Annotated in this window: 36 protein-coding genes and 1 riboswitch; of the genes, 33 read left to right on the top strand and 3 right to left on the bottom strand. The window is 65.2% G+C overall.

All coding sequences use genetic code 11. From position 1 onward, the window contains the following. Positions 1–3 precede the first annotated feature (3 nt). Both GGQ93_RS06615 and GGQ93_RS06610 read right to left on the bottom strand, forming a co-directional pair. Positions 4–1074, bottom strand: coding sequence for a L,D-transpeptidase family protein (locus GGQ93_RS06615; protein ID WP_183215868.1), 1071 nt, complete (start codon positions 1072–1074; stop codon positions 4–6). Positions 1075–1112: 38 nt separating this feature from the next. Continuing rightward, positions 1113–1274: a hypothetical protein gene (locus GGQ93_RS06610; RefSeq protein ID WP_182713944.1), complete on the bottom strand. Its 162-nt coding sequence runs from the start codon at positions 1272–1274 to the stop codon at positions 1113–1115. A gap of 180 nt (positions 1275–1454) precedes the next feature. Here GGQ93_RS06610 and GGQ93_RS06605 point away from each other — a divergent pair, with 180 nt between their 5' ends. The 3 genes from GGQ93_RS06605 (at position 1455) to GGQ93_RS06595 (ending at position 4549) form a co-directional block, all read left to right on the top strand. After that, on the top strand, positions 1455–2615 hold the full coding sequence (locus GGQ93_RS06605; protein WP_183215865.1) for a GNAT family N-acetyltransferase: 1161 nt from the start codon (positions 1455–1457) through the stop codon (positions 2613–2615). Between the two features lie 19 nt (positions 2616–2634). Next, positions 2635–3543: a cupin domain-containing protein gene (locus GGQ93_RS06600; RefSeq protein WP_183215863.1), complete on the top strand. Its 909-nt coding sequence runs from the start codon at positions 2635–2637 to the stop codon at positions 3541–3543. Between the two features lie 100 nt (positions 3544–3643). Next, positions 3644–4549, top strand: a complete 906-nt coding sequence (locus tag GGQ93_RS06595) for a GIN domain-containing protein (protein ID WP_183215861.1) — start codon at positions 3644–3646, stop codon at positions 4547–4549. Between the two features lie 365 nt (positions 4550–4914). Here the strand turns inward: GGQ93_RS06595 and GGQ93_RS06590 are convergent, their stop codons facing one another. Continuing rightward, entirely contained in the window at positions 4915–5667 is a 753-nt protein-coding gene (locus GGQ93_RS06590; protein WP_183215859.1) for a porin, read from the bottom strand. A gap of 252 nt (positions 5668–5919) precedes the next feature. Next, a riboswitch (cobalamin riboswitch) is annotated at positions 5920–6121 on the top strand. A 110-nt stretch (positions 6122–6231) separates the two neighbouring features. On the opposite strand from GGQ93_RS06590, the gene metE reads away from it, so the two are divergent. The 30 genes from metE (at position 6232) to GGQ93_RS06440 (ending at position 24670) form a co-directional block, all read left to right on the top strand. Next, a complete protein-coding gene (gene metE / locus GGQ93_RS06585) occupies positions 6232–8574 on the top strand; it encodes a 5-methyltetrahydropteroyltriglutamate--homocysteine S-methyltransferase (RefSeq protein WP_183215857.1) in 2343 nt (780 codons plus the stop codon). A 346-nt stretch (positions 8575–8920) separates the two neighbouring features. Beyond that, complete coding sequence (gene rpsJ / locus GGQ93_RS06580) at positions 8921–9226, top strand: 30S ribosomal protein S10 (protein ID WP_003164367.1); 306 nt, start codon at positions 8921–8923, stop codon at positions 9224–9226. Positions 9227–9246: 20 nt separating this feature from the next. Next, entirely contained in the window at positions 9247–9996 is a 750-nt protein-coding gene (rplC, locus tag GGQ93_RS06575) for a 50S ribosomal protein L3 (protein WP_152949956.1), read from the top strand. Further along, complete coding sequence (gene rplD, locus GGQ93_RS06570) at positions 9996–10634, top strand: 50S ribosomal protein L4 (protein WP_152949958.1); 639 nt, start codon at positions 9996–9998, stop codon at positions 10632–10634. Before rplC ends, rplD begins: the two co-directional genes overlap by 1 nt. Then, positions 10634–10936: a 50S ribosomal protein L23 gene (locus GGQ93_RS06565; RefSeq protein WP_054765458.1), complete on the top strand. Its 303-nt coding sequence runs from the start codon at positions 10634–10636 to the stop codon at positions 10934–10936. Before rplD ends, GGQ93_RS06565 begins: the two co-directional genes overlap by 1 nt. A 4-nt stretch (positions 10937–10940) precedes the next feature. Further along, on the top strand, positions 10941–11777 hold the full coding sequence (rplB, locus tag GGQ93_RS06560; protein WP_183215855.1) for a 50S ribosomal protein L2: 837 nt from the start codon (positions 10941–10943) through the stop codon (positions 11775–11777). Positions 11778–11779: 2 nt separating this feature from the next. Further along, the gene (gene rpsS, locus GGQ93_RS06555) at positions 11780–12058 is read left to right on the top strand and encodes a 30S ribosomal protein S19 (protein WP_007442184.1); all 279 of its coding nucleotides are present in this window, start codon (positions 11780–11782) and stop codon (positions 12056–12058) included. 3 nt (positions 12059–12061) lie between these two features. Further along, a complete protein-coding gene (gene rplV / locus GGQ93_RS06550; RefSeq protein WP_183215853.1) occupies positions 12062–12442 on the top strand; it encodes a 50S ribosomal protein L22 in 381 nt (126 codons plus the stop codon). Then, entirely contained in the window at positions 12442–13197 is a 756-nt protein-coding gene (rpsC, locus tag GGQ93_RS06545) for a 30S ribosomal protein S3 (protein WP_054765461.1), read from the top strand. The genes rplV and rpsC overlap by 1 nt, the downstream gene beginning before the upstream one ends. Before the next feature lie 3 nt (positions 13198–13200). Beyond that, on the top strand, positions 13201–13641 hold the full coding sequence (gene rplP, locus GGQ93_RS06540; RefSeq protein WP_054765462.1) for a 50S ribosomal protein L16: 441 nt from the start codon (positions 13201–13203) through the stop codon (positions 13639–13641). Further along, positions 13641–13838, top strand: a complete 198-nt coding sequence (gene rpmC, locus GGQ93_RS06535; RefSeq protein WP_054765463.1) for a 50S ribosomal protein L29 — start codon at positions 13641–13643, stop codon at positions 13836–13838. The genes rplP and rpmC overlap by 1 nt, the downstream gene beginning before the upstream one ends. A 10-nt stretch (positions 13839–13848) precedes the next feature. Beyond that, entirely contained in the window at positions 13849–14091 is a 243-nt protein-coding gene (rpsQ, locus tag GGQ93_RS06530) for a 30S ribosomal protein S17 (RefSeq protein ID WP_054765464.1), read from the top strand. Positions 14092–14109: 18 nt separating this feature from the next. Further along, a complete protein-coding gene (gene rplN, locus GGQ93_RS06525) occupies positions 14110–14478 on the top strand; it encodes a 50S ribosomal protein L14 (protein WP_003164378.1) in 369 nt (122 codons plus the stop codon). A 2-nt stretch (positions 14479–14480) separates the two neighbouring features. After that, a complete protein-coding gene (gene rplX, locus GGQ93_RS06520) occupies positions 14481–14789 on the top strand; it encodes a 50S ribosomal protein L24 (RefSeq protein ID WP_054765465.1) in 309 nt (102 codons plus the stop codon). Continuing rightward, positions 14789–15349 (top strand): 50S ribosomal protein L5, encoded by a 561-nt coding sequence (rplE, locus tag GGQ93_RS06515; RefSeq protein ID WP_054765466.1) that lies wholly within the window; start codon positions 14789–14791, stop codon positions 15347–15349. The genes rplX and rplE overlap by 1 nt, the downstream gene beginning before the upstream one ends. A 19-nt stretch (positions 15350–15368) precedes the next feature. Beyond that, positions 15369–15674, top strand: a complete 306-nt coding sequence (rpsN, locus tag GGQ93_RS06510; RefSeq protein ID WP_054765467.1) for a 30S ribosomal protein S14 — start codon at positions 15369–15371, stop codon at positions 15672–15674. A gap of 15 nt (positions 15675–15689) precedes the next feature. Further along, a complete protein-coding gene (rpsH, locus tag GGQ93_RS06505) occupies positions 15690–16088 on the top strand; it encodes a 30S ribosomal protein S8 (protein ID WP_054765468.1) in 399 nt (132 codons plus the stop codon). 1 nt (position 16089) lies between these two features. Further along, the gene (rplF, locus tag GGQ93_RS06500; protein WP_054765469.1) at positions 16090–16623 is read left to right on the top strand and encodes a 50S ribosomal protein L6; all 534 of its coding nucleotides are present in this window, start codon (positions 16090–16092) and stop codon (positions 16621–16623) included. 3 nt (positions 16624–16626) lie between these two features. Then, positions 16627–16983, top strand: a complete 357-nt coding sequence (gene rplR, locus GGQ93_RS06495) for a 50S ribosomal protein L18 (protein WP_183215851.1) — start codon at positions 16627–16629, stop codon at positions 16981–16983. A gap of 12 nt (positions 16984–16995) precedes the next feature. After that, a complete protein-coding gene (gene rpsE, locus GGQ93_RS06490) occupies positions 16996–17598 on the top strand; it encodes a 30S ribosomal protein S5 (protein ID WP_183215849.1) in 603 nt (200 codons plus the stop codon). Between the two features lie 3 nt (positions 17599–17601). Further along, positions 17602–17790 carry a 50S ribosomal protein L30 gene (gene rpmD / locus GGQ93_RS06485; RefSeq protein WP_054765472.1) on the top strand — a complete coding sequence of 63 codons (189 nt, stop codon included), beginning with the start codon at positions 17602–17604 and terminating at the stop codon, positions 17788–17790. A 173-nt stretch (positions 17791–17963) separates the two neighbouring features. Further along, positions 17964–18557, top strand: a complete 594-nt coding sequence (gene rplO, locus GGQ93_RS06480; RefSeq protein WP_183215847.1) for a 50S ribosomal protein L15 — start codon at positions 17964–17966, stop codon at positions 18555–18557. A gap of 130 nt (positions 18558–18687) precedes the next feature. Further along, on the top strand, positions 18688–20067 hold the full coding sequence (gene secY, locus GGQ93_RS06475) for a preprotein translocase subunit SecY (protein ID WP_182713952.1): 1380 nt from the start codon (positions 18688–18690) through the stop codon (positions 20065–20067). Between the two features lie 33 nt (positions 20068–20100). Beyond that, entirely contained in the window at positions 20101–20661 is a 561-nt protein-coding gene (locus tag GGQ93_RS06470; protein ID WP_054766908.1) for an adenylate kinase, read from the top strand. A gap of 30 nt (positions 20662–20691) precedes the next feature. Next, the gene (locus GGQ93_RS06465; RefSeq protein WP_183215842.1) at positions 20692–21432 is read left to right on the top strand and encodes an energy transducer TonB; all 741 of its coding nucleotides are present in this window, start codon (positions 20692–20694) and stop codon (positions 21430–21432) included. Between the two features lie 274 nt (positions 21433–21706). After that, positions 21707–22075: a 30S ribosomal protein S13 gene (rpsM, locus tag GGQ93_RS06460; protein WP_054766909.1), complete on the top strand. Its 369-nt coding sequence runs from the start codon at positions 21707–21709 to the stop codon at positions 22073–22075. A 14-nt stretch (positions 22076–22089) separates the two neighbouring features. Beyond that, positions 22090–22479, top strand: coding sequence for a 30S ribosomal protein S11 (gene rpsK, locus GGQ93_RS06455; RefSeq protein WP_054765476.1), 390 nt, complete (start codon positions 22090–22092; stop codon positions 22477–22479). A gap of 91 nt (positions 22480–22570) precedes the next feature. After that, the gene (locus GGQ93_RS06450) at positions 22571–23590 is read left to right on the top strand and encodes a DNA-directed RNA polymerase subunit alpha (protein WP_054765477.1); all 1020 of its coding nucleotides are present in this window, start codon (positions 22571–22573) and stop codon (positions 23588–23590) included. Positions 23591–23697: 107 nt separating this feature from the next. Beyond that, positions 23698–24117: a 50S ribosomal protein L17 gene (rplQ, locus tag GGQ93_RS06445; RefSeq protein WP_054765478.1), complete on the top strand. Its 420-nt coding sequence runs from the start codon at positions 23698–23700 to the stop codon at positions 24115–24117. A 94-nt stretch (positions 24118–24211) separates the two neighbouring features. Then, positions 24212–24670 (top strand): GNAT family N-acetyltransferase, encoded by a 459-nt coding sequence (locus GGQ93_RS06440; RefSeq protein WP_183215840.1) that lies wholly within the window; start codon positions 24212–24214, stop codon positions 24668–24670. Positions 24671–24672 lie beyond the last annotated feature (2 nt).

Raw genomic sequence — 24672 nt, 5'->3', positions numbered from 1 at the left:
CACCTAGACGAAGCGGACAGTCACGCCCGGCTTGACCTTGTCGGCCAGGGTCCAGGCGTCCCAATTGGTCAGGCGAACGCAGCCGTGCGACGCGGTCTTGCCGACCAGATGTGGATCCGGCGTGCCGTGGATGCCGTAGCTGGGCTTGTTCAGATCGATCCAGACCACGCCCACAGGATTGTTGGGCCCGGGGGCCACGACCACCTTGCGATCCAGATCGCCATAGCTGAGCTTTGACGGGTCGTAGACATAGTCGGGATTGCGGGCGACGCCGTTGACCTTGACCGTGCCCGTCGGGGTGGGATTGTCCCGACTGCCGATCGTCGCCGGGAAATAGGCGAGCAGCGTCCCGTCCGCGCCATAGGCCCGCACCGCGCCTTGGGCCTTGTCCACCTCAATTCTTTCGACATCCGCAGCCAAGGGCGTCGTATTGATCGCGGGAACCAGCAACTTCTGGCCTGGGCGGTTGAAGTCTGCCGCAGGATTCAGGGCCCTCAGCAGGTCCTCGGTCACATGAAAGCGCTCGGCCAGCGCTTCGACGATATTGGCGTAGCCCATAGACGGCGCCCGGCCCTGGGCCTCCAGCTCGGTCGGGACTATGCCGAGATAGGAAGCCGAAACGTCCTGTTGGGTTATCTCATAGGTAGAGGTCACGGCGCCCTGGCTGGCGGCGCGCAACCGCCCCATGACCTCGGCGTCGAGGCGGCCGTTGACGGGCAGACCCTGGACCTTCTGAAAGGCGGAGACGGCCTGACGCATGTTGGACCCTTCCAAACCGTCGATGGCGCCTGGCGAGAAGCGGGCGCGTTGCAACAGCACTTGGGCGCGGATCAGGGCGGGGTCCGGTTGCGGTCGAGCCGCAGGGCTCGCACCTTCACCCTCGGTCGACGGCGGGGAATAGGCGGTGTTCTCGATGGCGTCGCGCGACAGACGGCCCTGCGCCCCGACTTGGGCGGTCTGCTCTGCGGGGGCGGCGGGCGGCCGGTCGTCGTTGGGATCGCAGGCGGCGACAGCCAGGCCCGCGACGGTCAGGGCGGCGACGGTTGGCGCCAGGACAATGAAACGAGGGGGCATGAATAATCCTGGAAGGTCGGGGGACGATGGCTGCGGGGTCAGTTCGCTTCCCCTGTCGCCGGGTCCGTCGCCGTCTTTCCTGAATTGCTGGAGCCTTCGGCGCCCTTTGGCTCCGTCGCCGGGCGCGGCGGCTCGCCGTCGGAGTCCGGGCGCAGGTTTTCATTCTCGACTTTGCGGTCATTGGGGCGGGTGTCGGTCATCGGCTTCATTTCCAAGGAGACGCGGGGCGTCCGAGACGGAGCCAACGCATCCGGAGCGCCACGGCTCCCTCCTCATGCGTCAACAGACGTTCACCATGCCGGTGAACCCTAACGAAACAGGAGATTGGTTAGGAGGCGTGATGGAACGGACCTCGCCTGTCGAGGTCGCACGAGGGCGTCATGGCGGAAACGCTGCAGGTCGAGATCATGAAGGCGGAGGCGATGGATCCCGCCGCGGTCGACCTGTGGCGGCGGTGGACCTTAACCAACCCCGCCCTGGCCAGCCCCTATTTCCGGTGGGAATTCACTGAGATCGCCGCCCGCGTCTGCCCGGGCGCCGCCGTCGCCGTGTTTCGGCGGGGCGAGCGGATTGTGGGTTTCTTTCCCCACCAGAGGCGCGGCGGCGCGGTGCAGCCGCTGGGCGCCCCGATGAACGACTACCACGGCGTCATCGCCGCCGAGGACGAGATGCTCAGTCTGGAGGCGGTCGCCGGCGTGCTGAACCCGCGAAGGCTTAATGTGCCGAGCTGGGTGGGGCCCGCCCAAGCGGGGCAGGCGCGAGGAACGGTCCAGGTCGCCATGTCGGAGCCCGGTTACGAGGCCTGGTACGCCGAGCGGCGATCGACCTACGGCAAGTATTTCAAGGACAAGGAGCGCGCCCGTCGCAGTCTCGAGGCCGAGCTTGGGCCGATCCGCGTCGAAGCGGGCCTGCGCGACCCAGTTCTCGTGGACCGTCTGATCGCCCTGAAGGCGGCCCAGTACCGTCGATCCGGTCTGCACGACATCTTCGCCTGCGGATGGACACGCGACCTGCTGCACGCCCTGATGCTGGCGCGGCACGAAGACTTCGGCGCCTCGATGGCCGTCATGCACGCCGGCGACAGCCTGGTGGCGCTGGAGTTTTCGCTCCACGCCGGCCGTCATTACCACTTCTGGTTCCCGGCCTATGAGCCGCGGCTGGCGCGGTGTTCGCCCGGCATTCTGTTGAGCATGGACACAATGCGGTTGGCGGCGGCGGACGGCTTCCGCGTCTTCGACTTCGGTTTCGAAGGCGAGGGGTACAAGAAGTATTTCGTCAATGCGCGCCAGACGGTGCGGGAGGCGGTGGTGATCCGGCCCGGCCTGGGCCGGAGCCTAGGCGAGGCGGCCGTGGCCGCCCTGGGCGGAGCCGGAGGACGGGGGCAGGCCCTGCGCAACTCTCTGCGTCGCCGCTGGTCCACCATCGAGGCCTGCGAAGCCTCCTCCCTTGGCCAGTTGCGCGGCGCCGCCTTCGCCCTTCGGTCCGCCGTGAGCAAGGCGGCGGCCAAGCGCAACGGCCCGACCCGCGTGGCCCACGTCTAAGCGAAGCCGAGGAAAGCCGATGAACGAACGACGCACCCGCTATCCCGGTCCGATCTCAGAGGCGGCGGACCACCCGCACACCCTGGTCGATCAGGGGTTCGCCGAGGATGCGGTCCTGGCGACGGTGCTGGATCGCTATCCCGCCGAACTGTTCGACATCAACCTGTATGACTATGACGAGGCGGGGCAGGTCAGTCTGCGGACCGGCGCGCGAGGGCGGCTGTCCGGCGAGGCCCTGCTGGAGGCCATCAAACAGGGCCGGCTGTGGGTCAATTTGCGGAGCGTGGAGACCGGCTGGCCAGAGCTTTGGGCCGCCGCCATGGACGAATTTCGCAAGATCCAGGCGACCTACCCCGGTCTTAGAGCCGTTCGGAACGCCGGTCAGCTGATCCTGTCGTCGCCCAAGGCGCGGGTGCCCTATCATTTCGACGCGGCAGGGGTGGTCCTGTTCCACATGCGGGGGCGCAAGCGGATCTACGTCTATCCCGGCGACGAGCGGCGATTGCCGGAACGGAACATGGAACAGGTGGTCGCCCGCCAGACGACCGAGGAACTGCCCTATGACCTGGCCTTCGAGCGAGAGGCGCAGATCATCGATCTGGAGCCGGGCCGGGCGCTGACCTGGCCTCTGTATGCGCCGCACAGGGTGGAGAATCTGGATCGGTTCTGCGTCAGCCTGTCGATGGACTTCCAGACCTGGCCGTCGCGTTTCCGGAACGGAGCCCTGTTCACCAACGCCGTCCTTCGCAGCTGCGGCGGACGCCCGCGATGCACCGACGCCATGGGGACGCCCGAGCTGGCGGCCCGCTGGGCGGCCTCTCTGGCCCTGAAGCGCACCGGATTGTTGAAGAGCCGGATCGCCCAGTTCGAACGCGACTTCGAACCGCAGATCGGCGCCGCCGACGGAGCGGGAGAGATCAGGCCATGAGGCGGGGGCCAGGTTAATTCGGGTTCATGACCTGAAGTTAAAATGACTTGGGTCGCCCGGGCGATCACCCTTCTCCCGTAGTCAGGGAAAGGGAGCTCTCATGAAGACCGTTCTGATCGCCGCCGCCGCATTGGCCGCCTGCGCCGCAGCCGCGCCGGCGTCGGCCGCCGAAGTCGAAATCCGCAACGCCGTCGCGCGCGTCGTCGTCATCGTCGAAGACCGCCAGGACGTCGCCGTGGAGGTGACGCAGGGACGCTCCCGGTTGCCCGCGCTCCAGGTGCGTCGTCAGGGACGGGACGTCCGCATCGACGGCGGCCTGCGTTCCAACCGGATGTGGAGCGGCGACGTCCGCAACTGCAACGCCGGACGTGCGGGCGCCGCCCAGCCGGGCGAAGGCGCCAGTGTTGAGGTGCGCAACCTGGGCCGCGTCCGTCTGGAAGAGGCGCCGCTGATCGTGTTGCGCACCCCGCGTGATGTGGACGTCAGCGCGGAGGGCGCCGTCTTCGGGGCCGTAGGGCGCGGCGCGCACGACGTGAGATTAGAGAACGCCGGTTGTGGATTGTGGAATATAGCAAACATCTCCGGAGCGTTATTGCTAAAATCTCTTGGCACAGGCGCGCTGCGTGCAGGGATTTCACAATCGGCGACGGTGGCGTTGTCTGGAAGTTCAGATATAAGTGTCGGATCGAACAGGCGATTTACTGGGGCAGTCAGTGGATCTGGTAGTATCCAGGTTTCTGAAGTGATTGGAAATGTAAATGCCGTAATAGGTGGTTCTGGAAATATTACGATAAGGTCGGGCACCGTAGATAATCTTGTCGCTATGATCGGCGGAAGCGGCAATATAACCGTGCATGCTACAGTGCTGAATGCTGATGCTGCGATTTCTGGCTCGGGAGACGTCCGCATTAGATGTCTATCAGGTGCTCGTACTCAGGCCGTTCGAGGATCTGGTCGATTAGTTATCGGAAATCAAGAAAACGAGGAAATTGGGCGCTGCAACTAAGGGTGATGGCAATTTCTCGCCAAAGTTGGTAACGTAACGGTACCAACATGTGGAGGGTTCTATGGCTGGATACAAAAAATTGCTTTCCTCTGGCGTTTTTGCGCTGAGTCTTCTTTTAATTCCAAGCCAAACTTTGGCGGGATCGCTTGCGTGTGAGAACATGTGTGAGCAAATTTTAGAGCAAAGAGTCGATGAGTGTAACGGGGCTTATGATGTGGGCGGTTATGAGTGGGATCAATGCTTAGGCTTGGCAATGGGGGCACATAGAAACTGTGTTGGCTACGTCTGCGGATTCATTAGCTGGTAAAATAAAGCCCCGGCGGATCGGTCCGCCGGGGCTCTTTTTAGTCAGCAGGCCGTCAGGCTTAGAAGGCGCCCAGGACGCTGGTGATGGCGGAAACGCCCAGGCCGGCGCCGGCGCGGTCACGCGCTTGCAGGCCGCCGCCGAAGCTGTAGCGCAGACCCAGCGACCAGGTGTCGACGTCCAGCGAGTCGATGTCGGCGCGGGTGTAGGAAGCGCCGACCGAGAACGGGGTGTTCTCGATTTCGTACTCGGCGCCAACGCCGTAGGTCCAGGCGTCCACGTCGCCGCCGGCGACATCGACGTTGTTGTAGCTGACGCCGGCGTTCAGGCGCAGGTTCGGCATCACGTAGAAGGCGGCGTCGCCGCCGACGGTCCAGATGTCGGCGTCTGCGTCGTCAGCCGTGGTGTAGGCGACCAGGCCGGTCAGGGTCGCGTTGGACAGGTACTTCTGGGCCTCGGCGCCGACGGTCCAGACCGGCTCATCGCCCGAGCCGATGCCGTTGGCGGCGACGAAGGCACCCGCGCGGACGTCCGAGGTCCACATCTTGGTCAGGTGGGCGGCGGCGACGCCGGTGACGTCTTCTTCACCGAAGGCCTTGGTGTAGTCGACGGCGCCGTTCAGGGTCACGGTCCAGTCAGCGGCCGGCAGGGCGACCGTGCCGTCCACGGTCCAGACGTCGGCGTCGACATCGTTGCCGGCGACTTCGATCGAGGGGTTGGAATAGGTCACGCCGACCGAGCCGACGGCGTCTTGGGCGAAGGCCGGGGCGGCGAACAGGGCGGCGGCGGCCGTGGCGAGGAGGATCGTCTTCATTTTCTTTTGTCCTTAGCAGTCTCGACCCGGATGGGGGTCCGGGGAGGGCGGCTGCTATCAGGCGCGGACGAAGCTGAGCATTAAATCGTCGTTACGTAAGTGTCTTGAAACTGTCGTGTTGCCCATCCGCCACGCCTTGTGGTCGCAATGTGTCAGGGGTGGGCGCATCTGGAGGCAAAGGGTTAAGCTGTGGCAATCGCATAATCGTATAAGCATATCCTTATATGTATTGACGGCCTGCTGATTGTGAGGCCATCCTCAGCCGTCGTGGTCTGCACGTGGTCTTCGGAACACGTGCAGCTAAGAGGGAAGCCGGTGGGAAACCGGCGCTGCCCCCGCAACTGTAAGCGGCGAGTCGAAGGTCCATCTCGTGTCACTGGCGTTCACGCCGGGAAGGCCGGACCCTAGGCGTCGACCCGTGAGCCAGGAGACCTGCCCCGACAGATAACGTCCTCCGGCGGGGTGTCCGGTCAGGCCGCATGCGCGCCGCCGGACCCTGCACGTCCGCGTCGGCGTCCGCGCGACCCTGTCCGAAGCCTGGCCACAACACAGGTTTCGAACGTCATGACCCGCCACACCGTCCAGGTCGCCACCCTCGGCTTTCCCCGCATCGGCCCCAAGAGAGAGCTGAAGACCGCGCTCGAGGCCTATTGGGCCGGCAAGACCGACGCCGAGGCCCTTCTGTCCGCCGCCGCCCAGCTGCGCAGCCTGACCTGGGCGCGCCAGCGTGACCTGGGGGCCGACGTCGTGCCGTCCAACGACTTCTCTCTCTATGACCATGTGCTCGACCTGACCGCCATGGTCGGCGCCGTGCCGCCCGCCTACGGCTGGCGCGGGGATCGTGTCGATCTGGCGACCTACTTCGCCATGGCCCGCGGTTCACGGGGCGACGGTCAGGCGTGCGCACACGGTCACGCCCATGCGAGCGGCGAGGGGACGCCGGCCATGGAGATGACCAAATGGTTCGACACCAACTACCATTATCTCGCGCCTGAATTTACCGCCGACCAGGTGTTCCGTCTCGGCTCGACCAAGGCGCTGGACGAATATCTGGAGGCCAGGGCGCTGGGGATCGAGACCCGGCCGGTGCTGCTGGGACCGGTCTCTTATCTCCTGCTGGGCAAGACGCGGGGCGAGCCGTTTGACGTCCTCAGCCTGCTGCCGCGCCTGCTGCCGATCTATGCCGAGGTGCTGCGGTCCCTGGCCCGCGCCGGCGCCACCTGGGTGCAGATGGACGAGCCCTGCCTGGTCACCGATCTGAGCGATGAGGCGAAGGCGGCTTACGACCACGCCTATCGTGTGCTGACCGACGTGACGCCGCCGATCAAGCTGATGCTGACCACCTATTTCGGTGGGCTCGGGGATAATCTGGAGGCCGTGCTGCGCCTGCCGGTTCACGGACTGCACATCGACCTGATCCGAGCGCCGGAGCAGTTGGCCCAGGTCGCGTCTGCGGCGCGCGTCGATCAGGTGCTGTCGCTCGGCGTCATTGACGGCCGCAACGTCTGGAAGGCCGACCTCAACGCCGTGCTGGACAAGGTGGAGCCCCTGGTCGCGGCCGGGCGCAGGGTGGTGATCGCCCCGTCCTCCTCCTTGCTGCACGCCCCGATCGATCTGGAACGGGAGACCGGGCTCGATCCCGAGATCAAGGACTGGCTGGCCTTCGCCGTGCAGAAGGTGGCCGAGTTGGCCACCCTGGCGCGGGCGTTGAATGAAGGCCGCGGCGCGGTGAAAGCGGCGCTCGACGCCTCGACCGCCTCGGTCGCCTCACGTCGCACTTCACCGCGCATCAACGACCCCAAGGTCCAGGCGCGAGCCGCCGATGCCGACCCCGCCCTGGCGCTCAGAAACTCCTGCTTTGAAATTCGTCGCCAGGTTCAGCGAGGGCGTCTGAATCTGCCCGCCTATCCGACCACCACCATCGGCTCCTTTCCTCAGACAGCTGGGATCCGAAAGGCGCGCGCTGATCACGGGCGAGGCGTCATCGACGATGCGGCCTACGCCCGCCTGCTGCGCGACGAGACCGCGCGAGCGATCAAATGGCAGGAGGCGCTCGGCCTGGATGTCCTGGTCCACGGCGAGTTCGAGCGCAACGACATGGTCCAGTACTTCGGCGAGCACTTGTCCGGCTTCGTCTTCACAAAGGCCGCCTGGGTGCAGTCCTACGGTTCGCGCTGCGTGCGCCCGCCCATCCTCTACGGCGACGTCGCGCGGCCCAGGCCCATGACAGTCGAATGGTGGCGCTATGCGCAGGGTCTCACCGACAGACCGGTGAAAGGCATGCTGACGGGCCCCGTCACGATTCTGAACTGGTCCTTCGTGCGCGACGACCAGCCGCGCAGCACCACCTGCCGTCAGATCGCCTTCGCCATCCGCGACGAGGTAGTCGATCTCGAAACCGCCGGCGCCGCCGTCATCCAGATCGACGAGGCCGCCCTGCGCGAGGGCCTGCCCCTGCGGCGCGCCGACTGGGACGACTATCTGGAATGGGCGGTCGAAAGCTTCCGCATCACGGCCTCGGGGGTCCGGGACGAAACCCAGATCCACACCCATATGTGCTATTCGGAGTTCAACGACATCATTCAGGCCATCGGAGCCATGGACGCCGACGTCATCTCCATCGAGACCTCGCGGTCCAGGATGGAACTGCTCGACGCCTTTTCCGACTACCGCTATCCGGCCGAGATCGGGCCGGGCGTCTATGACATCCACTCGCCGCGCGTCCCCACGGTCGAGGCGATGACCGCCCTGCTGAAGGCGGCGGCGCGCAAGCTGCCGCAGGACCGGCTTTGGGTGAATCCGGATTGCGGGTTGAAGACGCGGGCTTGGCCCGAGACTGAGGCGGCGCTCGCCAATATGGTGACGGCGGCGCGGCTCATGAGGGCGGGGGAGACGGCGGCGGCCTGATCATTTGCGGCCAGCGGAGGCGGTGTTCGACCGTCCTCCGACCGGCGCGGAAAATCCTATCGCCGCTCTTGGTTCCGCGCTTGACGAAATCGGAATCGCTAGGCATAAGCCGCCACTCTTGTTGGACCGGCTGTGCATCCCCGGATGCAGACGCGGTTCGCAGGAACGACCTGAGACCCTGTTCTTTGCAGTGACCCAGGACTTTAACGGCCTTCGCAGGCAACTGCGTGGGCCGATCGTTTTTGCGGATTTGCGTTCCCTGAGGGCCTCGTGCCCGAAGGCCTTCGGTCTTTGAAATGGTTCACAGGGACGCGGTCCTCCGACCGCATTGGAAGTAAGCACCGATATGGATCAAAGCATCCGCATCAGGCTCAAGGCCTTTGATCACCGCGTCCTCGATTTTTCGACGCGCGAGATCGTCAATACCGCCAAGCGCACCGGCGCCACTGTCCGTGGTCCGATTCCGCTGCCGACCCTGATCGAAAAGTTCACCGTGAACCGCTCTCCGCACGTCGATAAGAAGTCGCGTGAGCAGTTTGAAATCCGCACGCACAAGCGCGTGCTCGACATCGTCGACCCCACCCCGCAGACCGTGGACGCGCTCATGAAGCTCGACCTGTCCGCCGGCGTGGACGTCGAGATCAAGATTTAAGTAGAAAGAGGCGGGATCCGATGCGCACGGGCGTGATCGCCAAGAAGCTGGGCATGACCCGCGTGTTCGCCGATGACGGCGCGCACGTTCCGGTCACTGTGCTGCAGCTCGACGGCTGCCAAGTCGTCGGCCAACGTACCCAGGAGCGTGACGGCTACGTCGCTCTCCAGCTGGGCGCTGGCGCGAAGAAGGCTAAGAACACCAACAAGGCTCAACGCGAGACCTTCGCCAAGGCGGAAGTCGAACCGAAGGCCTATGTGACCGAGTTCCGCGTCGATGCGGACGGTCTGCTGGACGTGGGCGCCGAACTGTCGGCCGACCACTTCGTGGCGGGCCAGAAGGTCGACATCCAGGGCGAGACCATCGGTAAGGGTTTCGCCGGCGCCATGAAGCGCTGGAACTTCGGCGGTCTGCGCGCCACGCACGGCGTGTCGCTGTCGCACCGTTCGCACGGTTCGACGGGTAACCGTCAGGACCCGGGCCGCACCTTCCCCGGCAAGAAGATGGCCGGTCACTACGGCGCCGAAACCGTCACCACCCAGAACCTGACCGTCGTCCGCGTGGACGCCGAGCGTGGCCTTATCCTGATCAAGGGCGCTGTGCCCGGTCATGACGGCGCCTACGTCAAGGTTCGCGACGCCATCAAGAAGGCCCGTCCGGCCGAGGCTCCGTTCCCCGGCGCCGTGAAGTCGAACAAGGCCGCTCAACCCGCTGAGACGCCCGCTGAAGAAGCGCCGGCCGTCGAAGCGACCGAAGGCGGTGAAGCGTAATGAAACTCTCGGTCATCAAACTTGACGGCAAGGCTGCCGGCGACGTGGAGCTCTCGGACGCCGTCTTCGGCATCTCCGAAATCCGCGGCGACATCCTGGCCCGCACCGTCAGCTGGCAGCTGGCCAAGCGCCGCGCCGGCACGCACAAGGTTCAGACCCGCAACGAGAACTCTCGTACGGGTAAGAAGATGTACAAGCAGAAGGGCACCGGCGGCGCCCGTCACGGTTCGCGCCGTGCGCCGCAGTTCGTCGGCGGCTCGCGCGCCTTCGGTCCGGTCGTTCGCGATCACGGCTTCTCCCTGCCGAAGAAGATTCGCGCCTTGGCCCTGCGTCACGCCCTGTCGTCCAAGGTGAAGTCGGGCGACCTGGTCGTCGTCGACAGCGTCTCGGTCACGGAAGCCAAGACGGCCGCCCTGCGCGAGACGCTGGGCAAGCTGGGTTGGACCAAGGCTCTGATCATCGCGGGTCCGGAAGTCGACGCCAACTTCGGTCTGGCCGCCCGCAACATCCCGCACATCGACGTCCTGCCGAACGCCGGCCTGAACGTCTATGACATCCTGCGGGCCGACAAGCTGGTGCTGACCAAGGCCGCCGTCGAGGCGATCGAAGCCCGCTTCAGCGATAAGGAAGCCGCGTAATGGCCGCTCAACCTACCGCCAAGCACTACGACACCATCCTGGCCCCGGTGATCACCGAAAAGGCCACGATCCTGTCCGAGCAGAACAAGGTCGTCTTCCGCGTCGCCGATACGGCGACCAAGGACGAGATCGCCGCCGCGGTCGAAAGCCTGTTCAAAGTCAACGTCGTCAAGGTCAACACCCTGGTCCAAAAGGGCAAGACCAAGCGCTTCCGGGGCATCCTCGGCCGTCGCGTCGATATCAAAAAAGCGATCGTGACCCTGGCCGACGGCCAGTCGATCGACGTCACCACGGGGCTCTGATCAGATGGCCTTGAAACATTACAATCCGACTTCGCCGGGCCGTCGCGCCCTCGTGCTGGTCGACCGTTCGGAACTCCACAAGGGCCGTCCGGAAAAGTCGCTGACCGAAGGCCTGACCAAGTCGGGCGGTCGTGGGCAGGGCGGTCGCGTCGCGGTCCGCTTCCGCGGCGGCGGCGCCAAGACCCTGTACCGCAAGATCGACTTCAAGCGTCGCAAGTGGGACATGGTCGGCACGGTCGAGCGTCTGGAATACGATCCGAACCGCACGGCCTTCATCGCCCTCGTGACCTATGAGGACGGCGAGAAGACCTACATCATCGCGCCGCAACGCCTGAAGGCGGGCGACACGGTGGTCGCGGGCGAAAAGACCGACGTGAAGCCGGGCAACGCCATGCCGCTTCGTTCGATGCCGGTGGGTACGATCATCCACAACATCGAGATGAAGCCCGCCAAGGGCGCTCAGCTGGCCCGTTCGGCCGGCGCCTACGCCCAGCTGGTCGGCCGCGATCAGGGCTACGCCCAGATCCGTCTCGGCTCGGGCGAGCTGCGCATGGTCCTGGACAGCTGCATGGCCACCGTGGGCGCGGTTTCGAACCCCGACCACATGAACCAGAACCTGGGCAAGGCCGGTCGCAAGCGCCACATGGGCTGGCGTCCGCACGTCCGCGGCGTCGCCATGAACCCGATCGACCACCCGCACGGTGGTGGTGAAGGCCGGACCTCCGGTGGTCGTACCCCCGTCACGCCGTGGGGTAAGGACACCAAGGGCACCCGCACCCGTAAGAACAAGGCTACGGACAAGTTCATCATCCGTACCCGTCACGTGAAGAAGGCTCGCTAAGAATGGCCCGCTCCTCCTGGAAAGGCCCGTTTGTCGACGGGTATCTGCTCAAGAAGGCCGACGCCGTTCAATCGTCGGGCCGCAAGGACGTGATCAAGACCTGGTCGCGCCGCTCCACCATCCTGCCGCAGTTCGTCGGTCTGACGTTCGGCGTCCATAACGGTCAGAAGCACGTTCCCGTGTCGGTCTCGGAAGAGATGGTCGGCATGAAGTTCGGCGAGTTCGCCCCGACCCGGAACTTCCCGGGTCACGCGGCGGACAAGAAGGCCAAAAGGAAGTAACCGATGGCCCAGACCAAGAACTCCCGTCGGGTCGCCCCGACCGAGGCCCGCGCCAAGCTGGTCAACATGCGCATCAGCCCGCAAAAGTTGAACCTGGTGGCCGCCTCGATCCGCGGCATGCCGGTTCAGAAGGCGCTGAACGAGCTGGAATTCAGCCGTAAGCGCATCGCCGGCGACGTCCGCAAGGTCCTGTATTCGGCGATCTCGAACGCCGAGAACAACCACAACCTCGACATCGACAACCTGGTCGTCGCCGAGGCCTTTGTGGGCAAGAACCTGGTGATGAAGCGTTTCGCGAGCCGCGCTCGTGGTCGCTCGTCGCGCATCCTGAAACCGTTCAGCGAGATCACCATCGTGGTCCGCGAAGCCGGCGAGGCCGCCTGATGGGACAGAAAATCAATCCGGTCGGTCTGCGCCTCGGCGTGAACCGCACGTGGGACAGCCGTTGGTTCGCCGCCGGCGCCGACTATTCCCGCCTGCTGCACCAGGACCTGAAGCTGCGCGAGTGGCTGCGGGAACGCCTGTCGGCCGCCGGCGTGTCGCGCATCATCATCGAGCGCCCGCACAAGAAGTGCCGCATCACCATCTATGCCGCCCGTCCGGGCGTCGTGATCGGCAAGAAGGGCGCTGACATCGAGAAGCTCCGCAAGGACATCTCGGCGCGCACCGAAGGTGAAGTTCACCTGAACATCATCGAAGTCCGCAAGCCGGAAACCGACGCTCAGCTGATCGCCGAGAACATCGCGCAGCAGCTGGAACGCCGCGTGGCCTTCCGTCGCGCCATGAAGCGCGCCATGCAGTCGGCCATGCGTCTGGGCGCCAAGGGCATTCGGATGAATGTCTCGGGTCGTCTGGGCGGCGCCGAAATCGCGCGGATGGAATGGTATCGCGAAGGCCGCGTGCCGCTTCACACCCTGCGGGCCGACATCGACTACGGCTTCTACGAAGCCAAGACGACCTACGGCATCATCGGCGTGAAGGTCTGGGTGTTTAAGGGAGAAGTGCTTGAGCACGACCCGATGGCCCAGGACAAGCGTTGGGCCCAGGAAGCCTCGGGTCCGTCCTCGAACGAAGGCCGCGAACGCGGCGGCCCCCGTGGCGACCGCGGTCCGCGTCGCGATCGGGGACGTGAGAACTAAGTCATGTTGCAACCGAAGAAGACCAAGTACCGCAAGGCCTTCAAGGGCCGTATCCACGGCTCGGCCAAGGGCGGCTTCTCGCTGAACTTCGGGTCGTATGGCCTGAAGACGCTGGAACCGGAACGCATCACGGCGCGTCAGATCGAAGCGGCCCGCCGCGCGATCACCCGCCAGATGAAGCGTCAGGGCCGCGTCTGGATCCGCGTCTTCCCCGACCTGCCCGTCACGGGCAAGCCGGCCGAAGTCCGGATGGGTAAGGGCAAGGGCGCGGTGGACTATTGGGCGGCGCGCTGCCACCCCGGCCGCATCCTGTTCGAAATCGACGGCGTGTCGGACGAGGTCGCCCGCGAGGCGCTCCGTCTCGGCGCCGCCAAGCTGCCGGTCCGCACCAAGGTGGTGACCCGCATCGACGCCGGCATCGCCCAAGTTGAGGAAGCCGCCTAATGACCAAGATCGCCGATCTGCGGTCGCAAACGACCGACCAGCTGGCCGACGAGCTGCTGAAGCTCAAGAAGGAACAGTTCAACCTGCGTTTCCAGGCGGCCACCGGCCAGATGGAGAAAACCCACCGCGTGGGTGAAGTGCGCAAAGACATCGCCCGCATCTCGACGCTTCTGCGCGAGAAGCGTGCGGCCTCGTAAGGAAACGAATATGCCCAAGCGAATTCTTGAAGGCGTGGTCGTGTCCGACAAGGGCGACAAGACCGTCGTCGTGAAGGTGGAGCGCACCCTGCTGCACCCGCTTCTGAAGAAGACCGTCCGGTCGTCCAAGAAGTACCACGCCCACGACGAAGCCAACGCGCTCAAAGTCGGCGACGTCGCTCGCATCGTCGAGTGCGCCCCCAAGTCCAAGTTGAAGCGCTGGGAAGTCCTTTCCAACGCCTCCGCCTCGTAATCAGAAGGATCTGATCTTATGATCCAGATGCAAACTAACCTGGAAGTGGCCGATAATTCGGGCGCCCGCCGGGTCATGTGCATCAAGGTGTTGGGCGGCTCCAAGCGCCGCTACGCCTCGATCGGCGACACTATCGTCGCCTCCGTGAAGGAAGCCATTCCGCGCGGCCGCGTGAAGAAGGGCGACGTCGTGCGCGCCATCGTCGTGCGCACCGCCAAGGACATCCAACGCAAGGACGGCTCGGTCATTCGTTTTGACAAGTCGGCCGCCGTCATCGTCAACAAGCAGAACGAGCCCGTCGGCACGCGGATCTTCGGCCCGGTTCCCCGCGAACTGCGCGCCAAGAACCACATGAAGATCATCTCGCTGGCTCCGGAGGTCCTGTAACCATGGCCGCCAAGATCAAGAAGGGCGACCGCGTCGTCGTCCTCACCGGCAAGGACAAGGGCCGCACGGGCAATGTGCTGAAGGTCCTGCCCTCCGAAAACCGCGTCGTCGTGGAAGGCGTCAACATGGTTCAGCGCCACACGCGTCCGAGCCAGGCTGACCCGCAGGGCGGCATCAAGAACAAGGAAGCCTCGCTTCACCTGTCGAACGTCGCGATCGCCGACGCCAACGGCAAGGCGACCCGCGTCGGCTTCCGGATCGAAGGGGACAAGAAGGTCCGCTTCGCCAAGACGACGGGAGACGTCATCTGATGGCTACCGAGAAATACACCCCCCGGCTGAAGGCCGAGTATCAGAACCGCATCCGTGCGGAGATGAAGGCCAAGTTCGGCTATACGAACGAAATGCAGGTGCCCAAGCTGGACAAGATCGTCCTGAACATGGGCATCGGCGAAGCCGTCGCCGATTCCAAGAAGGCCAATGCGGCCCTCAAGGATCTGACGGCCATCGCCGGTCAGAAGGCCGTCGCCACCAAGGCCCGTAACTCCATCGCCGGCTTCAAGCTGCGCGAAGGCATGGTCATCGGCGGCAAGGTCACCCTGCGCGGCGACCAGATGTACGAGTTCCTGGACCGTTTCATCACGATCGCGCTGCCGCGCGTGAAGGACTTCCGCGGTCTGAAGGGCACGTCCTTCGACGGTCGCGGCAACTACGCCACCGGTCTGAAGGAGCACATCGTGTTCCCGGAAATCAATTACGACCAGATCGACCAGATGTGGGGCATGGACATTGTCGTCTGCACCACGGCCAAGACCGATGAGGAAGCCAAGGCTCTCCTCACCGAGTTCAAGTTCCCGTTCTTGAAGAACTGAGCGGGAAGGGAAGAGCACAATGGCTAAAAAGAGCGCCGTAAACCGCAACGAAGCCGTCAAGGCCCTGGTTGCGAAGTATGCCGCGAAGCGGGCCGCCCTGAAGGCGACCGCCAACGACGAAAACCTGCCGCTTGAGGAGCGTTTCGCCGCGCGCCTGAAGTTGGCTGAACTGCCGCGCAACTCCGCGCCGAGCCGCATTCGCAACCGTTGCGAAGTGACCGGTCGTCCGCGTGCGTTCTATCGCAAGCTCAAGATGAGCCGGATTGCGCTGCGTGAGCTTGGCAACCTGGGACAGATCCCGGGCCTGACCAAGTCCAGCTGGTAAGGGGAGCGAAGAGACATGATGATCAACGATCCCCTGAGCGACATGATCGCTCGCATCAAGAACGCGGCGACCCGCAAGCGTTCCAAGGTGCTGACCCCGGCTTCCCGTCTGCGCCAGCGCGTCCTCGACGTGCTGCAGGACGAGGGCTACATCCGCGGCTACAACCTGGTTCAGAACCCGGGTGAGTTTCCGCAGTTCGAGATCGAGCTGAAGTATTTCGACGGTCAGCCCGTCATCGCCGAGATCGCGCGCGTGTCCAAGCCGGGCCGCCGCGTCTACTCCGCGATCGGCGATCTGAAGCCCGTCAAGAACGGCCTCGGCATCTCGATCCTCTCGACTTCGAAGGGCGTCATGTCCGACGCCGCCGCTCGCGACGCCAATGTCGGCGGCGAAGTCCTCTGCAGGGTCTACTGATATGTCCCGTATTGGCAAGAAAACCATCGCAGTGCCGAAGGGCGTGACGGTCACGCTCGACGGCCAGACCGTCTCGGTGAAGGGTCCGAAGGGCGAACGCTCCTGGACCGTCGCCGAAGAAATCGAAGTCAAGCACGAAGGCGACGAGCTGTCGCTGGGCCTGCGGACCGACACCCAGCGCGGTCGCGCCATGTGGGGTCTGTCGCGCACCCTGGTCGACAACATGGTCACCGGCGTCACCACCGGCTTCGAGAAGTCGCTGGAACTGGTCGGCGTGGGTTACCGCGCCGCGATGAAGGGCAACGCCCTGTCGCTGCAGCTCGGCTTCTCGCATGAAGTCGACATCGACCCGCCGGCCGGCGTCAGCTTCGCGGTTCCGAAGCAGACCGAGATCAAGATCCTGGGCGCGGACAAGCAGGCCGTCGGTCAGATCGCCGCGGTCATCCGCAAGCTGCGTCCGCCGGAGCCCTATAAGGGCAAGGGCGTCCGTTACGCCGGCGAGACCGTGCGTCGCAAGGAAGGCAAGAAGAAGTAAGTCATGGCTCTTTCTCTTCGACAACAAGCCAAGCGCCGCGCCGAGCGCACGCGCCGTCGCCTGAAGGCTGTCGCCAACGGTCGCCTGCGTCTGTCGGTCTATCGTTCGGACAAGAACATCTCGGCCCAGATCATCGACGACGCCCAGGGCGTGACGGTCGTGGCCGCCTCGTCGCTGGAAGGCGGCAGGGGGTCCAAGGGGTCGGACATCGCCGCGGCTACGGCCATCGGCAAGCTGATCGCCGAGCGCGCCATCGAGAAGGGCGTCAAGGACGTCGTCTTCGACCGGGGCGAGTACATCTATCACGGACGGGTGAAGGCGCTGGCGGAAGCCGCGCGTGAAGCCGGCCTGAACTTCTAAGGGACGCGACAGATGGCGCAACAACCCCAACGCGGCGGCGGCGATCGTAATCGCCGCGACCGCAACGCTCCCGCCGCCGCCGAGGCCCCGGAAAGCGACATCATCGAGAAGCTGGTGCACATCAACCGCGTCGCCGCCACCGTTAAGGGCGGCCGTCGCTTCAGCTTCGCCGCCCTGATGGTCGTCGGCGACGGCAAGGGTCGCGTCGGCTTCGGTCACGGCAAGGCGCGCGAAGTGCCGGAAGCCATCCGCAAGGCGACCGAAGAAGCCAAGAAGACGATGATCCGCGTGCCTCTGCGCGAGAACCGCACCCTGCACCACGACGGCAACGGCCGTTGGGGCGCCGGCAAGATCATGATGCGCGCGGCCCCTCCCGGCACCGGCGTCATCGCGGGCGGTCCGATGCGTGCGGTCCTCGAAACCCTCGGCGTCCAGGACGTCGTGGGCAAGTCGACCGGTTCGTCGAACCCCTACAACATGATCCGTGCGACGTTCGAAGCCCTGAAGGTTCAGTCGTCGCCCCGTCAGGTCGCGTCCAAGCGCGGCAAGAAGGTCGCGGATCTGATGGGTCGTCGCAACGACGGCGCCTCGGCGCCCGAAGCCGTGGAGTCCTAAGTCATGGCCGAGAAGAAGACCGTCACCATCAAGCAGATCGGCTCGCCGATCCGCCGCAAGAACGACCAGCGCGCCACCCTGGTGGGCCTGGGCCTGAACCGCATGGGCCGCGAAGCGACCCTGGAGGACACCCCTTCGGTTCGCGGCATGATCGCCAAGGTCCACCACCTGGTGGAAGTGGTCGAGAAGTAAGACTGTTCGCTACGCGAAGTGGCGAGTGATGAGTGGCGAGTGACGAGTAGCCCGGGTGTCGGTTCGACCGATTTCTCTTGACTCGCCACTCATCACTCGCCACTCGCCACTTTCTTTTTCCAAGCCGAGTCCGGACGAATGTCCGGGCGCTAGCACCCGAAAGGATCAGGCATATGAAACTGAACGAAATCCGCGACAACGAAGGCGCGCACAAGAAGCGCATGCGCGTGGGCCGCGGCCCCGGCTCCGGCAAGGGCAAGACCTCGGGCCGCGGCGTCAAGGGTCAGAAGTCGCGGACCGGCGTCAGCCTGCTGGGCTTCGAAGGCGGCCAGATGCCGCTGTACATGCGTATGCCCAAGCGCGGCTTCAACAACCCGAACGCCCTGAAGCTGGCCGAAGTGAACCTGTGGCGCCTGCAAGACGCCATCGACGCCGGCAAGCTGGACGCCTCTGCCGAGATCAAGGGTGAAGCCCTGGTCGCCGCCGGCGTGATCCGCCGCGTCAAGGACGGCGTCCGTCTGCTGGGCACCGGTGAAATCAAGGCCAAGCTGAACCTCGTCGTCTGGTCGGCCACGGCCGGCGCCAAGAAGGCCATCGAAGCCGCGGGCGGTTCGGTCGTCGAACAGCGTATCGAAGCCGAAGCCAAGGCTGCGGCCCGCGTCGAGAAGCGCAACGCCGCCAAGGGCAAGGCTCCGGCCCCCAAGGCGCCCAAGGGCGACGCCAACAAGGTCTCGGCCCGCGCCAAGCGCACCGCTTCCAAGGCCTGAACAACGCGTCGTCGCGGCGCGTATAGGCCGTGGCCTGAATACACCTGCGACGACGAAACAACGGAAGCGGCCCTCGCATGAGGGCCGCTTTCCGCCTATCTGACGACTCAGTCAGTCGTGGGGACGCATAATGGCTTCGGCCGCAGAACAACTCGCCGCCAATATGAACATGGGCTCGTTCGCCAAAGCGACCGAGCTGCACAAGCGCCTGCTGTTCACGCTGGGCGCCTTGCTGGTTTATCGCATCGGCACCTATGTGCCGATCCCAGGCATCAACTCGCAGGCCTTCCTGCAGTTCTTCCAGGACCCCTCGGGTCAGCGCGGCATCCTGGACATGTTCAACATGTTCTCGGGCGGCGCGGTCGAGCGGATGGCCATCTTCGCGCTGAACGTCGCGCCCTATATCTCGGCGTCGATCATCGTGCAGCTGATGGGCACGGTGTATCCGCCCTGGGAGAAGCTGAAGAAGGAAGGCGGGGAGAGCGGCCGCAAGCAGCTGAACCAGTACACCCGCTATCTGACGGTCTTCCTGGCCCTGGCCCAGTCGCTGGGCATCGCGGCGGGTCTGAACGCCCAGCCGGGTCTGGTCGATAATCCGGGGATCTTCTTCCTGGTCTCGACCGTCGTGACCCTGACGGGCGGCACCATGTTCCTGATGTGGCTGGGCGAGCAGGTGACGGCGCGCGGCGTCGGCAACGGCATTTCGTTGATCATCTTCGCGGGCATCGTGGCGGTTCTGCCCTCGACCATCGCCCGGATGCTGGGCCTGGCCCAGCAGGGTCAGATGTCGGCCTTCGCCCTGTTCTTCATCGCCGTTCTGGCCGTGGCGACCGTGGTCTTCATCGTCTTCATGGAACGGGCTCAGCGCCGTCTGCTGATCCAGTATCCGAAGCGCCAGGAAGGCAACCGGATGGCGGGAGGCGAGCGCTCGTTCCTGCCGCTGAAGGTCAACACCGCCGGCGTCATCCCGCCGATCTTCGCCTCGTCCCTGCTGATGCTGCCGACCACAGTGGCCAGCCTGACCGCCAATGCGGACCTGCCGTCCTATCTGGGCTGGCTGCCGCTGGTCACCTCGCAACTGACCCACGGCCAGCCTCTGTTCATGGCCCTGTACGCCGCCCTGATCATCTTCTTCTGCTTCTTCTACACCTCGATCACCTTCAACCCGGAGGATACGGCCGAGAACCTGCGGAAATACGGCGGCTTCCTGCCGGGCATCCGTCCGGGCAAGCGCACGGCCGAATATCTGGACTATGTCCTGACCCGTCTGACGGTGATCGGCGCGGCCTATATCACCGCCGTCTGCCTGCTGCCCGAGTTCATGGTCGCCCAGATGGGCAACAGCCTCTACTTCGGCGGAACGTCTATCTTGATCGTGGTGTCGGTGACGATGGACACTGTGGCCCAGATCCAGTCCCAACTGCTGGCGCACCAGTACGAGGGGCTGATCAAGAAGGCCAAGCTGCGCGGTCGCGGCGGTCGTGGCGCGCCCACGCCCGTCCGTCGCTGAGTTGACTAGAAGACGCCTGGGGAGGACTTGCGCGTGAACTTGATCCTGTTTGGACCGCCGGCGGCGGGCAAGGGGACCCAGGCCAAGCGGCTGGTGGAAGAGAAGGGCATGATCCAGCTCTCCACCGGCGACATGCTTCGGGCCGCCATCGCCTCGGGCTCGGAGCTGGGCCTCAAGGTCAAGGACGTGCTGGCGCGCGGCGATCTGGTGACGGACGAAATCGTCATCGCCCTGATCGAGGATCGTCTGCCGGAGGCCGAGGCCGCCGGGGGCGCCATCTTCGACGGCTTCCCCCGCACCGTAGCCCAGGCCGAAGCCCTGGACGCCATGCTGGCCAAGCGCGGCGCCCAGATCGACGCCGTGGTCCGGCTGAAGGTCGACGACGCCGCCCTGCTGGAGCGGATCGCCAAACGCTACGCCGAACAGGGCCGCCCGGATGACAATCCGGAGACCTTCGCGGTCCGTCTGGACGCCTACAACCGCAACACCGCCCCGCTGCTTCCCTATTATGAAGCCCAGGGCAAGTTGACCGAGGCGGACGGCATGGGCTCGATCGAGTCCGTCGCCAAGGCGATCGACGAAGCCCTGGCGTGACCCAAGTCGTTTTCGGGCGTTTGGGAACGGATGCCTGAAACCGAGATCCAGTCTGACAGAAGGCGCGCCCGCAGACGCTGGCGCGCCTTCGCCGTCTTCGGCGGGGTCGCCGCCGCCGAAATCGCCCTGATCCTGATGCTGGGACAGGTGAAGGGCCGCCCCCCCCGGACCCCCATGGCGGACGGCCCCCCGCCGTTCGAGGTGCTGCTCTATGATACGCCGCCGCCGATCCTGGAGCGCCCCTCTGCGCCCGAGGCGGGGGGAGGGGCGCCGGCCGCGCCCTCGCGCATTCACACGCCGCCCAAGCCGCAGCCAGATCGCCCGCGCGAACTGCCGTCGCCGTCGAAGCCGGCGCCCCAGCCCGCCCCAGTCGTGGGCGTCGCGCCTTCCCCCTCGCCGGAACCCGGGTTGGGTCAGGGCGGCCAGGGGACCGGCGCGGGTTCCGGCGTCGGCGCGGGGTCCGGGCCGGGCAGCGGCTCGACGGGGCCGCGCCTGATCACGGGGCCGTCCATGGCCCAGGTCCGCGCCAACCACCCGCGCCAGGCCCGCAGCCGCTACGGCCGAGTCGAACTGTCTTGCCGCATCCGGTTAGACAGCCGGCTGGAAGCCTGTCGCGTGGTGGAGGAGACCCCTGTCGGCCTGGGCTTCGGGGCGGCGGGACTGGCTGTGGCCGACTATTTCCGTTTCCAGCCGCCGACCGAGAACGGGCGTCCCCTCGAGGGGCAGCAGGTGACGGTGGGCGTCGACTTCGGCATTCCCCCGCGTCGCTGATCCACCGCTTCCCAGGGTGGCGGCCTAAGCCCCTTGACCGGAACCCGGTTGCGGCGTTCAACATTGATGCAGAGAGGCTGATCGCCGCCGTTCGAGGCGGTTCTGAGCGGCGGTTTAGGCGGTGGACCGAAAGTCTGGCCTGCAGGGTTGCGCGCAGCCGTTGACGCCCGGTGAATCATCTGTATAAGGGCGCCTTCCCGCGAAGGGCGCCACGCTCCTGGTTTGTTAACCGGAGCGTTTGTTGCGTCTGAATAACGCGTATCTGGAGAATTTCGTGGCCCGTATCGCTGGCGTCAATATCCCGACCAACAAGCGCGTTGAAATCGCGCTTCAGTACATCCACGGCATCGGCCCGGCCGCCGCCAAGGACATCACCGAAAAGGTCGGCATCGAAGCCGCCCGCCGGGTGAACCAGCTGACGGACGCCGAAGTCCTGTCGATCCGCGAGACCATCGACCGCGACTATACGGTCGAGGGCGACCTGCGCCGCGAAACCTCGATGAACATCAAGCGTCTGATGGACCTGGCCTGCTATCGCGGCCTGCGTCACCGCAAGGGCCTGCCGGTCCGCGGTCAGCGCACCCACACCAATGCTCGCACCCGCAAGGGTCCGGCCAAGCCGATCGCCGGCAAGAAGAAGTAAGAGAGAGCTGACCGATGGCCAAGGAACCGGGTCGCGTAAAGCGCCGCGAACGCAAGAACATCACCTCGGGCGTCGCCCACGTGAACGCCAGCTTCAACAACACCATGGTGACCATCACCGACGCGCAAGGGAATGCCATTTCCTGGTCGTCGGCCGGCCACATGGGCTTCAAGGGCTCGCGTAAGTCCACCCCGTACGCCGCCCAGATGGCGGCCGAGGACGCCGGCAAGAAGGCCCAGGAACACGGCCTGAAGACGCTGGAAGTCAACGTCTCGGGTCCGGGCTCCGGCCGTGAGTCGGCTCTGCGCGCCCTGCAGGCCGTGGGTCTGACGATCACCACCATTCGCGACGTCACCCCGATGCCGCACAACGGCTGCCGTCCGCCCAAGCGTCGTCGCGTCTAAGCGACACCGCCCAAAGCACCCCCATCTCCGTCGGCTCCACCATGGCCTCGTCGACAAGGCCGGAGCCGACGAAACCCGTTCGAGGGACAAAATGATCGAAAGAAACTGGCAAGAGCTGATCCGTCCCGAGAAGCCGCAGATCGAGATCGGTTCCGACGCCCAGCGTAAGGCGCGTCTGGTGGCTGAGCCTCTGGAGCGCGGCTTCGGTGTGACGCTCGGCAACGCCCTTCGTCGCGTTCTACTGTCCTCGCTGCAAGGCGCGGCGGTGACCGCCATTCAGATCGACGGCGTGGTTCACGAATTCTCGTCGCTGGAAGGCGTGCGCGAGGACGTGGTCGACATCGTTCTGAACATCAAGCAACTGGCGCTGCGCATGCACGCCGAAGGCCCCAAGCGCATGACCCTGCGCGCCACGGGGCCCGGCGTGGTGACGGCCGGCCAGATCGACGTGCCGGCGGACATCGAGGTTCTGAACCCCGATCACGTCATCTGCACCCTGGACGACGGCGCCTCGATCCGCATGGAGCTGACCGTCCAGAACGGCAAGGGCTATGTGGCGGCCGAGTTCAACCGTCCGGAAGACGCGCCGATCGGCCTGATCGCCGTCGACGCCCTGTACTCGCCGGTCAAGAAGGTGGCCTATCGCGTCGAGCCGACCCGTCAGGGCCAGTCGCTGGACTACGACAAGCTGCTGCTGGAAGTCGAAACCAACGGCGCGGTCACGCCGGTTGACGCTGTGGCTTACGCCGCGCGCATCCTGCAAGACCAGCTGCAGATCTTCATCACCTTCGAAGAGCCCAAGAAGGCTGTCGAGCAGTCGGACGGCAAGCCCGACCTGCCCTTCAACCCGGCCCTGCTGAAGAAGGTGGACGAGCTGGAGCTGTCGGTCCGTTCGGCCAACTGCCTGAAGAACGACAACATCGTCTACATCGGCGACCTGATCCAGAAGACCGAGGGCGAAATGCTTCGCACCCCGAACTTCGGCCGCAAGTCGCTGAACGAGATCAAGGAAGTTCTCGCGACCATGGGGCTCAGCCTCGGCATGGACGTGCCGAACTGGCCGCCCGAAAACATCGAAGATCTGGCCAAGAAGTTCGACGACCAGATCTAAGTTCAACCCTCCGCCCGTCTCCTCTCGGGGAGAATGTCGGGGCGGTTAGAAGATTACGAGCCTAGGTCTCCCCAGGAGATACCGGGTTCGGAGTAGGAGAGACCCTGATGCGCCACGGCGCCGCCCATCGTAAACTCGGTCGCACGACCAGCCACCGCACCGCCATGTTCGCCAACATGGCCGCCTCGCTGATCAAGCACGAGCAAATCACCACGACCCTGCCCAAGGCGAAGGAACTGCGTCCCTTCGTCGAGAAGCTGGTCACCCTGGCCAAGAAGGGCGACCTGCACGCGCGTCGTCAGGCCATCAGCCAGGTCCGCGACGTGCCGCAGGTCGGCAAGCTGTTCGAAACGATCGGCCCGCGCTACGCCGAACGCAACGGCGGCTACATCCGGATCATGAAGGCCGGCTTCCGCCACGGCGACAACGCCCCGATGGCCGTGATCGAGTTCGTCGATCGCGACGTCGAAGCCAAGGGCAAGGACTCCGGTCCGGTCCTGGCCTATGAAGGCGACGACGAGGCTTAAGCCTTTCGTCTCTGACGAGACTGAACCGCGAAAGGGCGGCCGGAGCGATCCGGTCGCCCTTTTGCTTTGCGTGGCGATCGGGCAAGAGGCGGCCATGTCTGTCGCGATCGTCGATTTCCGCCCTGACCACGCCGCCGCCTGGGCCCGTCTGAATGAGGCTTGGCTGGCCGAGGGCGGCTTCGCCGTCGAGGCCAAGGACCGGCGCTCCATCGACGATCCGCACGGGGTCTTCATCGCCGGCGGCGGCCGGATCTTCATCGCCGAGCGGGACGGGGACGCGGTCGGCTGCTGCGCCCTGATCCGTATTCCAGATGGGTTCGAGGTGTCGAAGATGACCGTGACGCCCGCCGCGCGCGGCCTGGGCCTGGCGCGGCGTCTGCTGGAGGCCTGCGAGGCGGCGGCCCGCGCGGCGGGCGCGACCCTGCTGTATCTGGAGACCAACAGCGCCCTGAAGCCGGCGATCGCCCTGTACGAGAGCTTCGGCTTCTTCCACCTGCCGCCCCGCCCGACCCCCTACGCCCGCGCCGACGTCTTCATGGAGAAGCGGCTCTAACG

This window comes from Brevundimonas aurantiaca, assembly GCF_014199955.1.
GTDB lineage: Bacteria > Pseudomonadota > Alphaproteobacteria > Caulobacterales > Caulobacteraceae > Brevundimonas > Brevundimonas aurantiaca.
Note: the sequence above shows the minus strand (reverse complement) of the source record. Positions and strands in the feature narration are given on the sequence as shown.

What these genes read in the sequence shown, in the direction of transcription:
- GGQ93_RS06605 (WP_183215865.1), top strand. Translation starts at nt 1,455, where the DNA reads ATGGCGGAAACGCTGCAGGTCGAGATCATGAAGGCGGAGGCGATGGAT.
- GGQ93_RS06440 (WP_183215840.1), top strand. Translation starts at nt 24,212, where the DNA reads ATGTCTGTCGCGATCGTCGATTTCCGCCCTGACCACGCCGCCGCCTGG.
- rpsH (WP_054765468.1), top strand. Translation starts at nt 15,690, where the DNA reads ATGATGATCAACGATCCCCTGAGCGACATGATCGCTCGCATCAAGAAC.
- GGQ93_RS06595 (WP_183215861.1), top strand. Translation starts at nt 3,644, where the DNA reads ATGAAGACCGTTCTGATCGCCGCCGCCGCATTGGCCGCCTGCGCCGCA.
- rpsQ (WP_054765464.1), top strand. Translation starts at nt 13,849, where the DNA reads ATGCCCAAGCGAATTCTTGAAGGCGTGGTCGTGTCCGACAAGGGCGAC.
- rpmC (WP_054765463.1), top strand. Translation starts at nt 13,641, where the DNA reads ATGACCAAGATCGCCGATCTGCGGTCGCAAACGACCGACCAGCTGGCC.
- rpsC (WP_054765461.1), top strand. Translation starts at nt 12,442, where the DNA reads ATGGGACAGAAAATCAATCCGGTCGGTCTGCGCCTCGGCGTGAACCGC.
- GGQ93_RS06615 (WP_183215868.1), bottom strand. Translation starts at nt 1,074, where the DNA reads ATGCCCCCTCGTTTCATTGTCCTGGCGCCAACCGTCGCCGCCCTGACC.
- rpmD (WP_054765472.1), top strand. Translation starts at nt 17,602, where the DNA reads ATGGCCGAGAAGAAGACCGTCACCATCAAGCAGATCGGCTCGCCGATC.
- GGQ93_RS06590 (WP_183215859.1), bottom strand. Translation starts at nt 5,667, where the DNA reads ATGAAGACGATCCTCCTCGCCACGGCCGCCGCCGCCCTGTTCGCCGCC.
- rplQ (WP_054765478.1), top strand. Translation starts at nt 23,698, where the DNA reads ATGCGCCACGGCGCCGCCCATCGTAAACTCGGTCGCACGACCAGCCAC.
- rplN (WP_003164378.1), top strand. Translation starts at nt 14,110, where the DNA reads ATGATCCAGATGCAAACTAACCTGGAAGTGGCCGATAATTCGGGCGCC.
- rpsJ (WP_003164367.1), top strand. Translation starts at nt 8,921, where the DNA reads ATGGATCAAAGCATCCGCATCAGGCTCAAGGCCTTTGATCACCGCGTC.
- rpsE (WP_183215849.1), top strand. Translation starts at nt 16,996, where the DNA reads ATGGCGCAACAACCCCAACGCGGCGGCGGCGATCGTAATCGCCGCGAC.
- rpsK (WP_054765476.1), top strand. Translation starts at nt 22,090, where the DNA reads ATGGCCAAGGAACCGGGTCGCGTAAAGCGCCGCGAACGCAAGAACATC.
- secY (WP_182713952.1), top strand. Translation starts at nt 18,688, where the DNA reads ATGGCTTCGGCCGCAGAACAACTCGCCGCCAATATGAACATGGGCTCG.
- GGQ93_RS06600 (WP_183215863.1), top strand. Translation starts at nt 2,635, where the DNA reads ATGAACGAACGACGCACCCGCTATCCCGGTCCGATCTCAGAGGCGGCG.
- rplO (WP_183215847.1), top strand. Translation starts at nt 17,964, where the DNA reads ATGAAACTGAACGAAATCCGCGACAACGAAGGCGCGCACAAGAAGCGC.
- metE (WP_183215857.1), top strand. Translation starts at nt 6,232, where the DNA reads ATGACCCGCCACACCGTCCAGGTCGCCACCCTCGGCTTTCCCCGCATC.
- rplE (WP_054765466.1), top strand. Translation starts at nt 14,789, where the DNA reads ATGGCTACCGAGAAATACACCCCCCGGCTGAAGGCCGAGTATCAGAAC.
- GGQ93_RS06450 (WP_054765477.1), top strand. Translation starts at nt 22,571, where the DNA reads ATGATCGAAAGAAACTGGCAAGAGCTGATCCGTCCCGAGAAGCCGCAG.
- GGQ93_RS06610 (WP_182713944.1), bottom strand. Translation starts at nt 1,274, where the DNA reads ATGACCGACACCCGCCCCAATGACCGCAAAGTCGAGAATGAAAACCTG.
- rpsN (WP_054765467.1), top strand. Translation starts at nt 15,369, where the DNA reads ATGGCTAAAAAGAGCGCCGTAAACCGCAACGAAGCCGTCAAGGCCCTG.
- rplD (WP_152949958.1), top strand. Translation starts at nt 9,996, where the DNA reads ATGAAACTCTCGGTCATCAAACTTGACGGCAAGGCTGCCGGCGACGTG.
- rplF (WP_054765469.1), top strand. Translation starts at nt 16,090, where the DNA reads ATGTCCCGTATTGGCAAGAAAACCATCGCAGTGCCGAAGGGCGTGACG.
- rplB (WP_183215855.1), top strand. Translation starts at nt 10,941, where the DNA reads ATGGCCTTGAAACATTACAATCCGACTTCGCCGGGCCGTCGCGCCCTC.
- GGQ93_RS06565 (WP_054765458.1), top strand. Translation starts at nt 10,634, where the DNA reads ATGGCCGCTCAACCTACCGCCAAGCACTACGACACCATCCTGGCCCCG.
- rplR (WP_183215851.1), top strand. Translation starts at nt 16,627, where the DNA reads ATGGCTCTTTCTCTTCGACAACAAGCCAAGCGCCGCGCCGAGCGCACG.
- rplC (WP_152949956.1), top strand. Translation starts at nt 9,247, where the DNA reads ATGCGCACGGGCGTGATCGCCAAGAAGCTGGGCATGACCCGCGTGTTC.
- rplV (WP_183215853.1), top strand. Translation starts at nt 12,062, where the DNA reads ATGGCCCAGACCAAGAACTCCCGTCGGGTCGCCCCGACCGAGGCCCGC.
- rpsS (WP_007442184.1), top strand. Translation starts at nt 11,780, where the DNA reads ATGGCCCGCTCCTCCTGGAAAGGCCCGTTTGTCGACGGGTATCTGCTC.
- rplP (WP_054765462.1), top strand. Translation starts at nt 13,201, where the DNA reads ATGTTGCAACCGAAGAAGACCAAGTACCGCAAGGCCTTCAAGGGCCGT.
- GGQ93_RS06465 (WP_183215842.1), top strand. Translation starts at nt 20,692, where the DNA reads ATGCCTGAAACCGAGATCCAGTCTGACAGAAGGCGCGCCCGCAGACGC.
- rplX (WP_054765465.1), top strand. Translation starts at nt 14,481, where the DNA reads ATGGCCGCCAAGATCAAGAAGGGCGACCGCGTCGTCGTCCTCACCGGC.